We start from the raw sequence: 13,627 nt of genomic DNA on the forward strand, positions 1-13,627 counted from the left end.
ATCTTATAGACGAAAAGGGCAGGGCGATCCAACCGGCGCGGGGCGCTCGCGGAGGATGGCGGCCCACGTCCCTCAGGACCGGTCGTCCGGGAGCGCGGAGCCCGGGGCCAGCTCGCGCGCCAGGCCGACGATGCGCGCCGCCCCGTCCCGGCGGGCGACCTGCCACACGGCCGTGCCGCGCAGCTCCCCCGTGTGGCCCTCCAGGTCCCGGTAGCGGATCACGAAGGGCGCGCGCACCTCCACGGCCGGGCCTCGCGGCTCCACCTCCGCCGCCGGCTGCACGTAGGCGACCTCCGCGAGGCGGTCGAGAGCACGCACGTCGGGCGCGACCGCGGCGAGGCGGGCGGCGGCATCGACGGCGAGGAGCCGCTCGAGCGCCTCCGTGTCCCTCGCTTCGTAGGCACGCCGGAAGGCGTCGACGACGTCGAGGGCCTCGGCGGCCGACGGCAGCGGCTCGCGGGCGGGCTCGGGCTGGGGAAGCGCCGGCGTCGCCGCGGACGGGCCGCCCCGCTGCCACGACGGCGGGCGCGCGAGGATGATCCCGAGGAGGAGCGCTGCAGCGAGCGCGCCCGCGGAAAGGGCGAGCGCCCGGGCGGGACGGTGCTCGCGTGGACCTGCGGTCCGGGTGGGCAGGGCGCGGGGGGGCTCGTGGAGCGCCCTCGTCCGGCTCGTCGGCGGAGGGAGCGCCATCGATTCCTCGCGCAGGGCCCGCGGCGCGGGCGTCGCTCGGAGGAGCGAGGAACGCTTCCACGCGGCCCTCACGTGCTGCTCGGTGACGGCGCGCGCGCGGGCCCTGAAGGCCATCAGCAGGCTGGCGTCGGCGATTGCGCTCACGAGCCGCGGCACACCCCGGGTCAGCAGGGCGACCGTCGTCACGGCACCCGGCGTGAAGAGCTCTCGCCGGGCACCGGCGCGCGCGAGCTGGTAGTGGATGTAGGCGGCGACCTCGTTGCGGGCGAGCGGCCGGAGGTGCGCGAGGACCCCGATGCGGTCCAGGAGCCCGGCCGCCGCTAGAGCGGTCGAGAGCGGCGGCTGTCCCGCCAGCAGCACCTGCACGGCGCTCCTGGCCGAGCTGGTGAGGGGCAGGACCAGCTCGGGCAACGCGGCGAGCGTACCCGACGGAAGCGCCTCCGCTTCGTCGACGAGCAGGACCACGCTGCGCCCGGCGTCGGCCTCTGCCGCGAGCGCCGTCCGCAGGGCAGCGAGCCCCGTCTCGGCTGGACGGTCGAGCTGCCGGAGGAGGAACTCGATCAGCTCCTCGAAGTCGATGCGCGGCTTCAGCAGCATGACGGGTCGGACGCCCGGCGGCGGCGCCTCGAGGAGCTCGCGCAGCAGCAGCGTCTTGCCGGTGCCCGGTTCGCCCAGCAGGCAGAGCAGGCCGCGCCGCTCGGTGATCCCGCGCATCAGCGCCGCGCGGACGGCGGCGTACGACGGCGCGGGGAAGACGCGCCCGGGATCCGCCGTCGTCGGGAACGGCGCCTCCCCGAGCCCGAAGAACTCGACGTACGGTGTGCGGGTCCTCAGAAGGTTCCCTCGGCGGCGAGAGCGACGGCGAGCCGCCGGGCACGCCGCCCGACTATAGTCGACTTGCGAGCGGGCTGCGCAACGGGGGGCCGACCCACGTGCGGCTCGCGACCGTCGGTGCGACATCCGCGCTCCCACGTGCGCCGTTGCGTGGGAGCACCCGAGCGGGCTACCCTCCGCGTGTCTCTGACGTCGCTGCTGCTCGCCGCCCTCGTGGCGGTTGCCCTCCTGCCGGCGCGAGTGCACGCCGAAGCCCCGTCGCTGGCCGACGCGAGCCCGCGCGCGCGGAAGGTGCGTCTCCACGTCGGCGAGCGCCAGCGCTTCGCGGCGCCGCCGATGGGCGGACAGTGCTGCACCTGGCGGCTGGACGGCCACACCACTCCGGCCACGGCGCTCGAGTGGGATTTCGTCCCGACCTCCGCGCAAGTGGGCACGCACCGCGTGACGCTGCGGATCGAGGGACGTGCCGGTGCCACCGAGCGCTGGTGGGCCGTGCGCGTCGAGCCCCCGCGGCCGCCCGCCGTCGTGGTCGCCAGTCCTGCCGCCCCGGCGCTCGAGGTCGCGCCGGACGAGACCGTGGAGCTGGTCTTGCGTACGCGACCGTCGGCCGGCGGCGAGACGGTGCGCACCTCCTGGACGGTCAACGGCGTGCCGGCGGGTGAGGGGGAGACGCTGCGCGTGGCGGCCTCGCGCGTGGGTAGGGTCCGGGCGCGTGCGCTCGCGATCGGCAGCCTGGGATCCGCGACCGCGCGCGAGTGGGAGATCGACGTTCGCCCCGCCGCGATCGCGGCGGCCCCCCCGACGACTGCCGAGCTGCCACCGACGCTGCCGCCATCGCCTCCGACGACGGTCCCGGCGCCGCCGACGCCGTCACTGCGAGCCGGCGCGGAGATCACGAACCCGGAGGTCGAGGCCCTGCTCCAGCGCTACGCCCTGGCCTGGCGCCGGCACGACGTGGACGAGCTGCGCGGCATGGGGCAAGTGGCCAGCGAGGCTCAGGCCCGGGCCCTGCGCCACTACTTCGCCACGGTCCGGGACCTCGACGTGGAGGTGCAGCTCCTCGAGGTGCGCTCGCGGGGCCATCATCGCCGGGTCCGCTTCATCCGCCGCGATCGGTTCCGCGACCCGCGAGGCCGCGTCGTCACCCGGGAGACGCCGATCGAGAAGGAGGTCGCCCGCACCGCAAGCGGGCTCCGCTTCGTGCGGCCGGGACCGTAGCTCAGGGCGCCGCGGCCCGCAGCGATTCGCGAAAGTCGGGATGCGCCAGCGCGATCAGCGCGGGCGGACGCTCGGTGTCGCTCAGCACGGACAGGTCGACCGCGCCGTGCTCGGTGACCACCCACTGCACGTGATGGCGGGGCGTGGTGACGCGCGTGCCCGCGCTGAACGCGGGAACGATGGTCGACACGCGCTGGCCGCCGACCTTCGCCGTCGACTTGAGGCAGAGGAAGCTCCGCCCCTCGGGCGCCTCCGCGGCGCCGCTGACGAACGATTCGTGGCCACCCGTGCCGGAGTACTGCCGGCCGCCGACCGAGTCGGCGGCGACCTGTCCCGCGAGGTCGATCGACAGCGCCCCGTTGATGCTGGTCAGGCGGGGGAGCCGGCAGAGCACCCGCGACTCGTTCACGTCGGTCACCGGCAGGATGCGCACGGACGGATTGCCGTCGAGCCAGCGGTAGAGCGTCTGGCTGCCGAGCGCGAAGGTGGCGACCGTGAAGCCGTCGTAGACGGGCTTGCGGTTCGTCACCTTGCCCGCCTCGTGCAGGCGCATCACGCCGTCCGAGATCATCTCGGTGTGGATGCCGAAACCGCCCGCGGGCCGCTCGGCGAGGATGCGTGCGATCTCGTCGGGAATGGCGCCGATGCCGAACTGGAGGATCGCTCCGGGCTGGATCAGGTCGCACACCTGGCGGGCGATCGCGAGCTCCTCCGGCGACGGCTGCTCCTCGGGGAGCGTCACCAGCTCGGTCTCGTGCTCGACCCACGCGTCGACCTGGGAGAGGTGCACGCGGTTGCCGCCGAGCTCGGGGAACCCGTCGATGCGGGGCATCTTCGGATTCACCTCGGCGATCGCCAGCCGCTCGGGGTCGCTCGCGGCCTGGAGGAACGGCCGGTAGCTCGCCCCGGCCTGCACGCCGAAGCTGAGCCACCCCTCGCGATCGGGCGGCGAGGTGACGGCGAGCGCCACGCGCGGCTTCATGGCGAGCGCCCGGCGCTCGAGACCGTTGAAATCGGCGGGCAGGTAGCTGACCCGGGCGCCGGCGGCGCGGGCCATGCGCTCGATCGGTCCGAAGAAGCCGCTCACCACCCGCACTCCCGGGTTCTGCAGCAGCGTGAACGGCCGGACGAGCAGCCCCGTGTAGAGCGCGACGTCCTCGAGGTCGGTCCGTGCGCCGAGCGCGTCGAGGAAACCCACCGGCTGGCCCGCGACGAACCCGCAGAGCAGCGAATCGCGTGGCTGCACGAGCCGTGCGGCTGCCTCGAGATCGAGCTTGCGCGACTTGGGCTTCATGCGCTCACCTCGTCAGTTCTCGAGGTCACGCGCCTGCACCAGGCGGCGCAGCCAGTCCGAGAGGTTCTGCCCGATGCCCACCTGTACCCGGCTCATGCTCTCGACGCCGCCGGCCAGCGCGAGCGCCCCGCCGCCGTGTTCGAGCATGCCGGCCGCCTGGAAGACCCCGACCATGCTGGTGCTGCACTGCATGATGGTCGTGAAGGTCGGGACGTGCGGATCGAGACCGGCCTCGATCCACACCTCGCGCGCGAGGTTGTTGTAGGCGAGGTTCAGCACCACCGCCCCCCACACCGCGAAGTCGACCGGCCCGCTCGCCCGCTGGGCCATCGCCTGCACCACCGGCACCGACAGGGCGAGCGAATCGCGATGCGCGAGGGGCCCGTCGACGTGCACGAACGGCGTGCGCACGCCCGCGGCCAGCCACACGGTGCGGTCGTCGGTGCTCATCGCGTGCCTCCTTTCGCCCCCCCGCCGCCCTATAGCCAAAACCCCGTGCGCTGCGCGAGGCGCCGACCCGATGGATCACGGGAGCACGGTTGCATCGACCCACTCCGATGGGCCATCGTCGGGTCGATGAGCTGGCAGCCCGTCCCGGAGCCCGTCGCGGACGCCGGCACCTGCCGCGGTCTGGAAACCGTCATCTCGCCGCGCACGCGCGACCTGGGCGGCTTCGAGGTGCGTCGGGCGCTCCCCTCGACACGGCGGCGTGCGGTCGGCCCCTTCGTCTTCTGGGACCAGATGGGGCCGGCCACGTTCGCGCCGGGTCGCGGCGTGGATGTCCGACCGCATCCGCACATCGGCCTCGCCACTGTCACCTATCTCTTCGCGGGCGAAATCGTGCACCGCGATAGCCTCGGCTCGGTACAGACGATCCGTCCGGGCGCGGTCAACTGGATGACGGCGGGACGAGGCATCGTGCACTCGGAGCGGACGCCGCCCGAGGCTCGCGCTGCGAGCTCGCCGATCTTCGGGATCCAGGCGTGGGTCGCGCTGCCGCGGGCGCACGAGGAGCGCGAGCCGGGCTTCAGCCAGCACGGGCCCGACGCGCTTCCGCTGGTCGAGGGCGAAGGCGCGCGGGTGCACGTCGTCGCCGGGGCGCTGTACGGCCGGCGCTCCCCCGTGCCCGCCCTCTCGCCGATGTTCTACGCGGACGCGGTCCTCGACGCCGGTGCGCGGCTGTCGCTTCCCGCCGACTACGAGGAGCGTGCCATTCACGTGGCCGAGGGACGGCTCGACGTCGCGGGAGAATCGTTCGACGCAGGGCAGCTTCTCGTCTTCCGCGCCGGCGACGAGATTTCCGTGACGGCGCCGGTGCGCGCCCGTCTTCTCCTTTTCGGCGGCGAGCCGTTGGACGGGCCGCGCCACGTCTGGTGGAACTTCGTCTCGAGCTCGCGCGAGCGCATCGAGCAGGCCAAGGCAGATTGGAAGGCCCGTCGCTTCGCGGCGATCCCGGGTGAGACAGAGTCCATCCCCCTGCCAGAGGCATAAGCCCTTTCTCGTGGGCCCGACAGCGACGGCTCGGCGAAACGCCGGCACCGCTACCTGCATCGAAGCGGCAGGATGGCGCCGACGGAGCACCTCTGGGCCCTCGTCCTCGCGGGCGGCGACGGCACCCGCCTCCAGGCGCTCACGCGGCTCATCGCCGGCGCGCCCATCCCCAAGCAGTACTGCCGGATCCTCGGCGACCGCTCCCTCCTCGAGACGACCCTGGCGCGCATCGCGCCGCTCGTGCCGCAGGAGCGGACGCTCGCGATCGTGAACCGGGGGCATTTCCCGCTGGCGGGGCCGCAGCTCGCCGCCATTCCCGCATCGAACGTGGTCGTGCAGCCGCGGAACCTGGACACCGGGCCCGGTCTCCTCGTGAGCCTCCTGGCGCTCGCGCGCCGCGATGCGGCGGCCACGGTCGCCGTCTTCCCGAGCGATCACGACTTCCGCGACGAGGCCGCCTTCCGCCGGCACGTGGCCCGCATGGCGTTCCTCGTCGCGGCGCATCCCGAGCGGATCGCGCTCCTCGGCGCGCGTCCCGACTGCCCCGAGTCGGGCTACGGCTACATCGCGCCCGGGCGTCCGCTCGTCGGCCCCGGCGAGGCCTTCCGCGTCGTGGCCTTCCACGAGAAGCCGGCTCCGGCCCAGGCGGCGCGGATCATGGGGCGCGGGGGGCTCTGGAACTCGTTCGTGATGGTCGGCCGGGTGGCGCGCATGCTCGAGCTGGTACGCGAGGTTCGTCCCGCCGACGTCGCGGCCCTCGCGGCGATACCCGCAGAGCCGGACGCGCTCGGCGCCGCGTACGAGCGGCTCGCCTCGTGGAATTTCTCGCGCGACTTCCTGGCGCGCGTCCCGGAGCACCTGATGGTCGCGCGCGCCGACGACCTCGGCTGGAGCGACTGGGGCACCCCCGAGGCCATCGAGCGCACCCTGGCCGCGCTGCGCGTCGTCCCGCCGTGGCGTGTGCCGCTCGCGGCGACGGCGTAGGATCGGCGGGCCGAAACCCGTGCCCGCGCCGTCGCATCGAACCCGCATGAACGTGGTGGTGTGCCCCGAAAGGAGCTCCGCATGAAAGCCGTCGCCGTCGTCCCCGGCAAGCGTCAAGTCCAGCTGATCGACCAGGAGCCTCCGCGCCTCACCTCGCCCACCCAGGTCAAACTCCGCATGCTCGAGGTCGGCGTGTGCGGCACCGACCGCGAGATCTGCGCCTTCCAGTACGGCACCCCGCCGGCCGGCTCCGAGCACCTCGTGATCGGCCACGAGTCGCTGGGGCAGGTGGTCGAGGTCGGGCCGGAGGTGACGCGCCTCGAGGGGGGCGACCTCGTCATCACGATGGTGCGCCGTCCCTGCCCGCACGCCGAGTGCGTGGCCTGCCGCGCGGGGCGGCAGGACTTCTGCTTCACCGGGGACTTCTCCGAGCGCGGCATCAAGAACCTGCACGGCTTCATGACCGAGACGGTGGTCGATGAGGAGCGCTACATGCACCTCGTCCCGCCGTCGCTGCGCGACGTGGCGGTCCTCGTCGAGCCGCTCACGATCGCCGAGAAGGCGCTCATCCAGGTGGACCAGGTGCAGCAGCGGCTCCCGTGGGCCTGCGCGGTCGAGCCGGGCAGGCCGCGGACGGCCTGCCACCGCGCGGTCGTCCTCGGCGCCGGGCCTGTCGGCCTGCTCGGCGCCATGGCGCTCGCCGCGGCCGGCTACGACACCTCCGTCTACTCGCGCGAGCGGGCGCCCAACCCGAAGGCCGAGCTGGTCGCGGCGATCGGCGGGCACTACTACTCGGCCGAGGAGACCTCGATCGAGCGGCTCGCCGAGCAGGTCGGCAACATCGACCTCGTGTACGAGGCGACCGGCGCCTCATCCATCGCCTTCCAGATGATGGAGGTGATCGGCACGAACGGCGTCTTCGTGTTCACCGGCGTGCCGGGGCGGAAGGCGCCGATCGAGGTCGACACCGACGTCATCATGCGGAACCTCGTGCTGAAGAACCAGGTCGTGTTCGGGACCGTGAACGCGGGGCACGAGGCGTTCGAGGCCGCGATCCGCGACCTGACGCTCTTCCAGCAGCGCTGGCCGGCCGCCGTCCGCTCGCTGATCACCGGCCGCTACCCGGTGGAAGCGTACCGCGACCTGCTGCTCGGCCCGGCGCGCGGGATAAAGAACGTCCTCACCTTCGCATAGCCGCGCGGAGTGGCTCGAGGCCGACGGCCTCGGCGGGTTCGCTTCCGGCACCGCGAGCGGCGTCCGGACGCGGCGCTACCACGCGCTCCTCCTCGCCGCGACGGCCCCGCCCGCGGGCCGCGTCGTGCTGGTGAACGGGCTCGAGGCGTGGGTCGAGACCCCGGGCGGGGCAGTCGCGCTCTCCTCGCAGCGCTACGCGCCGGACGTCATTCACCCCGACGGCGCCGAGCGCATCGAGAGCTTCGCGGCCGAGCCGTGGCCACGGTGGACGTTCCGTCTGCCCGACGGCACCCTGATCGAGCACGGGCTCTTCGTCGCGCCCGGGCGGGCGGCGGTGGCCCTCTACTGGCGGCTCCACGAGAGACCTGGCGGGACGCTCGCCGTGCGGCCGCTCGTCTCGGGGCGCGACTATCACGCCCTCCACCACGAGAACCCGGCGTTCCGCTTCGACGCCGAGGTCGCCGACGGGCGCGTGCTCTGGCGGCCGTATCCCGGACTGCCCGCCATCGTCGCGCGCACGAACGGCACGTACGTGCACCAGCCGGACTGGTACCGCAACTTCCTCTACACCGAGGAGCGCGACCGCGGCCTCGACCACGTCGAGGACCTGGCCTCGCCGGGCATCTTCCGCTGGGACCTCAACAGGGGCGAGGCGGTCCTGGTCTTCGCCGCGGAAGGGCACGAGCCCGCGGAGGACCTCGCCACCGTGCGCGCCGCGGAGGAGCGGCGCCGGCGGCGCTTCCCCTCGCGCCTTCACCGGGCGGCGGACGCGTACCTCGTGCGGCGCGGGAGCGGGAAGACGATCGTCGCCGGCTATCCGTGGTTCACCGACTGGGGACGGGACACGTTCATCGCCATGCGCGGCCTCTGCCTCGCCACGGGCCGCCTCGACGACGCGCGCGCGATCCTCGTCGAGTGGGCGGGTGCCGTCTCCGAGGGCATGCTGCCGAACCGCTTTCCCGACCGCGGCGAGGCGCCCGAGTTCAACGCGGTCGACGCCGCGCTCTGGTACGTGGTCGCCGTGCACGAGTTCCTGGAGCTCACCGGGGATGTTGCGGCGCGCGAGCGGCAGACGCTCGTCGGCGCGGTGGAGGCGATCCTCGCGGGCTACGCGGCCGGGACCCGCTACCGCATCCACGTCGATGACGACGGCCTCCTCGCCGCGGGCGAGCCCGGCGTCCAGCTCACCTGGATGGACGCCAAGGTGGGTGACTGGGTGGTCACGCCGCGCATCGGCAAGCCGGTCGAGGTCGAGGCGCTCTGGCTGAACGCGCTCCGCATCGGGAGCGGCTTCTCCGAGCGCTGGGCCGATCTCCACGAGCGGGCGCGGCGCGCCTTCGTGGCGCGCTTCTGGGACGAGACGCGCGGCCATCTCGCCGACGTCGTCGACGTCGACCACCGGCCGGGCACGGTCGACGCGACGTTCCGGCCGAACCAGATCCTGGCCGTCGGCGGCCTGCCGTTCGCGGTCCTCGAAGGGGAGCGGGCCCGCCGCGTCGTCGACGCGGTCGAGGCGCGGCTCGTGACCCCGCTCGGCCTCCGCTCGCTCGCGCCCGGCGAGCCCGGCTACACGCCGCGCTACGCGGGCGGTCCGCGCGAGCGCGACGGCGCGTACCACCAGGGGACGGTCTGGCCGTGGCTCATGGGCGGGTTCGTCGAGGCCTGGGTGCGCGTCCGGGGCGGCACGCCGGCGGCGCGCGCCGAGGCGCGCGGGCGCTTCCTCGAGCCGCTGCTCGCGCACCTCGACGACGCGGGCCTCGGGCATCTCCCGGAGATCGCCGACGGCGACCCGCCGCACACGCCGCGCGGCTGCCCGTTCCAGGCGTGGTCGGTGGGCGAGGCGCTGCGGCTGACGCGTCTCCTCGCCTGACGGCATCGACCGCGCGAGGATGGGGATCGCTGCCCTGCCATTGCTGCGCTGCCACCTCCCCGGCTCCCCGCCCGTATGATACAGGTTTACGGGGCACGCGGTCGGGCCCGGACGAACTCATGCAGTGGGGCTGGCTCCAGGCGCTGGCGGCGAGCTTCCCAAGAGGGCGCCGCCACGGGGCGATCTCGTGGGGCTCGACGCCCTTCGGGCCGCCTGGGTCGGCGCGCTCCCACGCGCGGAGGGACCGGATGAGAGCCGCGGTGGCCGCCCTGGCGTTGTCCGCCGTGATCGCGGCGGAGTCCGTCCGGGCGCAGTCCGCCGCGCCGCCGGTCGACTTCACCATCGCCTTCATCGGCGACCAGGGCCTGGGCTCGAACGCGCAGGCGGTGCTCACCCTGATCCGGAGCGAAGGGGCCGACGTCGTGCTTCATAGCGGCGACTTCGACTACCAGGACGACCCGAAGGCCTGGGACGACCAGATCAGCGGCATCCTCGGCCGCGACTTCCCGTACTTCGCATCGGCGGGCAATCACGACGCGGCCCGGTTCTATGGGCCGGGCGGCTACCAGGAGTTCCTGGCGGCCCGCATGAACCGGCTGGGGATCGCGTGGCGTGGTGATCTGGGTGTCCAGTCCTCGTTCACGTACCGCGGTATCTTCTTCGTGCTGACGGCTCCTGACGTCTTCGGCGACGGCGACGGGCTCTACGACCTCTTCATCGCCCGCGAGCTCGCGGCGGACGATTCGACCTGGCGCATCAGTAGCTGGCACGAGGACATGCAGTTGATGCAGGTCGGCGGAAAGGACGACCAGACGGGCTGGGGCGTCTACGAGCAGTCGCGGCGGGGGGGCGCGATCATCGCGACCGCCCACGAGCACTCTTATTCCCGCACCTACCTCCTCAGCAGCTGCCGCGATCAGACGGTGGCGAGCACCGCCAGCACGCTCATCCTCTCCCGGGACGACCCGAGCACCCCGGCCGACGAGGGGCGGAGCTTCGTCTTCGTCTCGGGGCTCGGAGGCAAGAGCATCCGCTCGCAGCTGCTCGACGGACCCTGGTGGGCGAGCGTCGACACGTCGACCCAGGGCGCGAACTACGGTGCCCTGTTCGGGGTCTTCGACTATCAGGGAGATCCCGCTGTCGCGCACTTCTACTTCAAGGAGATCGGCGGGCGTGTCGTGGACGACTTCTTCGTCCGGAGCGCCGCGGCCGGGGGGCCGCGCCCGTGCACCACCGCGGTGTGCGACTGTCCCGAGGCGACCCCCTGTGACGACGGCGACGCGTGCACGGTGGACGACGCCTGCGATGCCGGCGGCGTCTGTCGCGCCGGCGCCCCGCGGAGCTGCGAGGACTTTGACGCCTGCACGGTCGACACGTGCAGCCCCAGGAGCGGATGCGATCACCGGCCGATCGTCCTCGCCGACGTGCGGCGCGTGCTGACGCGGGGCTCCAGGGTCGAGGCGTGCGCGGGCCAGCGGTTGCCGAAGTCCGTTGCCAGGCGCCTCGGCCGCGCCCGCCGCCTGCTGGGGCGCGCGAGCCGGACGGGTAACGGCGCCGGGCGCGCGATCACGCGCGCCCTCCACCTCCTGGGGCAGGCGGAGGCGGCCCTCGGGTCCGCTCAGCAACACCTCTCGCCGGGCTGTGCGGCGGCACTCCGGGGGCAGCTCGATGATGCGTCGACGAAGATGTCCTGCCTGCGACCGGGGAGCCGAGCATGATGGGACGGGAACTCGAAGTTCGGCGCGGTTCAGTGCGTCCGCGGGGTGATCTCTGCCCCGCCCTTTTGGCGCCGTTCCGGACATGCTAGCCTGAGTCGTGGAAGTTGGGGTAGTGGTGGCGGCCGCATGACGGGCCCGGTGCAGCGCGTTCTCGTCCTGGCGAGCGTGGTGGCGGCCGTCGGCGCGGCGCCGGTGCCTCGGGCGTGGCCGCAGGGCAGGCAAGCGGGGGCAGGGTCCGTCTCCCCCCTCGTCGCGGAAGCAGTCGATCTCGGCCGCGCCGCATCCACCGCGGAGCATCGGGTGGTGGTCGGCCTCGCGCTGCGCGACCGCGACGCGCTCGAGGCCTTCCTGGCCGACGTGCAGGACCCCGCGTCGCCGCGGTACGCGCAATTCATCACCCAGGAGGAGTTCGACGCGCTCTACGGGCCGACGGAGGTGGCCGAGGCGGCCGTCGTCTCGCACCTCGAGCGGAGCGGGCTCCGCATCACGGACCGCGCCCCGAACCGCCTCATCGTCGGTGCGCGGGGCAGCGTTGCGGCCATCGAACGGGCGTTCGGCGTGGCGATCCACGACGTGTCGTTTCGCGGCGCCCGGCACTACGCGGCCCTCGAGGAGCCGACGTTCCCCGCGGACATCGCCGACGCTGTCGTCGGCGTGATCGGGCTCGACGACCTCGTCGAGCGGCAGCCGCGGGTCCGCGCGAGCGGTCCTGTTCCTGCGCCGCACGCCGCCCTCGGCTCGAACTGCTGCCACCTGAGTCCGAACGACCTGGCTACCTTCTACGACAACACGACCGCGTACACTGGGACCGGACAGACGATCGTCATCGCGGGCGCCTACGCGTGGATGGACAGCGACAACACGACCTTCAACGCGCAGTGGGGACTCCCGGCGCTGCCGGCAGGCAGCGGCCAGGTCTGCACGGGCTCGGGGAACCCGTCGGGCTGCAGGTTCAACAGCCAGAACTCCATCGAGATCGCGCTCGACGTCGAGTACGCGCACGGCTCCGCCCGCGGCGCCCGCATCCTCAACTACATGGCCGCCTCCACGTCGCTCGCCGATTTCACGGTGGCGTACAACCGCATCGTCAGCGACAATCCGGGCCACGTCGTCTCGACGAGCTGGGGCGTGTGCGAGGCGGGCGTGTCGACGGCTACGCAGCACACCGACGACAACATCTTCGCGAACGGCAACGCGAAGGGGCAGTCCTGGTTCGCTGCCTCCGGGGACAACGGGAGCCGCGACTGCAGCAACGTCCTCACGGTCGACAACCCCGCCAACTCGCCGCACGTGACCGGCGTCGGCGGGACGACGCCGACCTGCAGCGCCGGGATGACGCCGTCGAGCCCGGCCTGCGCGGGCTACCGCTCCGAGACGGGATGGAGCGGGTCGGGCGGCGGGGTGAGCCAGGTGTTCGCGCGCCCGGCCTTCCAGACGGCCTGCCGCGTGCCCGCCGGCACGCAGCGGCTCGTCCCCGACGTGGCGCTCGCGGCCAACCCCTCGCCGGGCAACTACGTCCGCAAGGGCGGCTTCTGGTACATCGTCGGCGGCACCTCTGTCGCCGCGCCGCAGTGGGCCGGCTTCGTCGCGCTGCTGAACCAGAAGCTCGGGGGCAGCGGAGTCGGGAACCCGGGCGCCCGGCTCTACGGGCTCTGCGGCACGTCGGCGTTCCACGACGTGACGTCGGGCGAGAACGGCGACTACATGGCGGGGGCGGGGTTCGACATGGTGACCGGGCTCGGCACGCCCGAGGTGAAGAACTTCCTCGCGCCGCCGAGCACGACGACCACGACGTCGAGCACGACGAGTACGACCAAGCCCTGCGGGGGTTGATCCGAGGGCGCTGGCGCACCCGCGCTCGCACTTCCGGAAGTTCCGGGCGGAGGAGCGAGTGGGTCCGCTTCCGAGGCGGCGCGCCGGCCGAGGGTCTCCCGGGATTTACCGCCGACGTTGCCCCCTGTTATGACCGATCGGGCGCTCGGCCGGTTGCCGCCCGACGAAGGAGGCTCTATGCGCTTGTGCGTCCTCTTCCTCGCTGTCCTGCTGACTATCGCCCTCACCGACCCCCCTTCCATCAAGGCCCAGGGCTGTAACGCCCCGGTCTGCGGCAACGGGATTGTGGAAGGCACCGAGGAGTGTGACGACGGCAACACCAACAGCGGCGACGGCTGCTCGGCCACCTGCCAGCTCGAGAACTCGTCGGCCCTCTGCGCCGGCGTGCCGACCGTCGCAGGCACGGCGCTCGACTCGGTCCGCGTCGCCTCGGGGCTCGTCCATCCCGTGCACGTCACCGCCCCGCGGCTCGATCCCAACCGGGTCTTCGTGGTGGAGCAG

At 73.2% G+C, this 13,627-nt stretch carries 10 protein-coding genes and 1 pseudogene; 8 read left to right on the forward strand and 3 right to left on the reverse strand.

The annotated features are described in order from the left end of the window. Positions 1–72: 72 nt before the first annotated feature. Positions 73–1,650: a hypothetical protein gene (locus E6J59_08265; protein TMB20576.1), complete on the reverse strand. Its 1,578-nt coding sequence runs from the start codon at positions 1,648–1,650 to the stop codon at positions 73–75. Positions 1,651–1,704: 54 nt separating this feature from the next. On the opposite strand from E6J59_08265, the gene E6J59_08270 reads away from it, so the two are divergent. Then, the gene (locus E6J59_08270) at positions 1,705–2,742 is read left to right on the forward strand and encodes a hypothetical protein (protein ID TMB20577.1); all 1,038 of its coding nucleotides are present in this window, start codon (positions 1,705–1,707) and stop codon (positions 2,740–2,742) included. Position 2,743: 1 nt separating this feature from the next. Here the strand turns inward: E6J59_08270 and E6J59_08275 are convergent, their stop codons facing one another. Together E6J59_08275 and E6J59_08280 are read right to left on the reverse strand one after the other, a co-directional pair. Continuing rightward, on the reverse strand, positions 2,744–4,036 hold the full coding sequence (locus tag E6J59_08275) for an acetyl-CoA hydrolase/transferase family protein (GenBank protein TMB20578.1): 1,293 nt from the start codon (positions 4,034–4,036) through the stop codon (positions 2,744–2,746). Between the two features lie 12 nt (positions 4,037–4,048). Next, positions 4,049–4,486, reverse strand: a complete 438-nt coding sequence (locus E6J59_08280) for a hypothetical protein (protein TMB20579.1) — start codon at positions 4,484–4,486, stop codon at positions 4,049–4,051. Positions 4,487–4,612: 126 nt separating this feature from the next. On the opposite strand from E6J59_08280, the gene E6J59_08285 reads away from it, so the two are divergent. The 7 genes and pseudogenes from E6J59_08285 to E6J59_08315 all read left to right on the forward strand — a co-directional run. After that, positions 4,613–5,527, forward strand: a complete 915-nt coding sequence (locus tag E6J59_08285; protein TMB20580.1) for a pirin family protein — start codon at positions 4,613–4,615, stop codon at positions 5,525–5,527. A 72-nt stretch (positions 5,528–5,599) separates the two neighbouring features. Beyond that, on the forward strand, positions 5,600–6,511 hold the full coding sequence (locus E6J59_08290) for a hypothetical protein (GenBank protein ID TMB20581.1): 912 nt from the start codon (positions 5,600–5,602) through the stop codon (positions 6,509–6,511). An 81-nt stretch (positions 6,512–6,592) separates the two neighbouring features. Then, positions 6,593–7,705: a zinc-binding dehydrogenase gene (locus E6J59_08295; GenBank protein TMB20582.1), complete on the forward strand. Its 1,113-nt coding sequence runs from the start codon at positions 6,593–6,595 to the stop codon at positions 7,703–7,705. 7 nt (positions 7,706–7,712) lie between these two features. Further along, positions 7,713–9,575 (forward strand): annotated as a pseudogene (locus E6J59_08300) (glycogen debranching protein). A gap of 248 nt (positions 9,576–9,823) precedes the next feature. Next, positions 9,824–11,293 carry a hypothetical protein gene (locus tag E6J59_08305; GenBank protein ID TMB20583.1) on the forward strand — a complete coding sequence of 490 codons (1,470 nt, stop codon included), beginning with the start codon at positions 9,824–9,826 and terminating at the stop codon, positions 11,291–11,293. A 126-nt stretch (positions 11,294–11,419) separates the two neighbouring features. Then, a complete protein-coding gene (locus E6J59_08310; protein ID TMB20584.1) occupies positions 11,420–13,126 on the forward strand; it encodes a hypothetical protein in 1,707 nt (568 codons plus the stop codon). A gap of 129 nt (positions 13,127–13,255) precedes the next feature. Then, the coding region (locus tag E6J59_08315; protein TMB20585.1) for a DUF4215 domain-containing protein at positions 13,256–13,627 on the forward strand (372 nt) is incomplete at its 3' end.

Source organism: Deltaproteobacteria bacterium (genome assembly GCA_005879795.1).
Classification (GTDB): domain Bacteria; phylum Desulfobacterota; class Binatia; order DP-6; family DP-6; genus DP-6.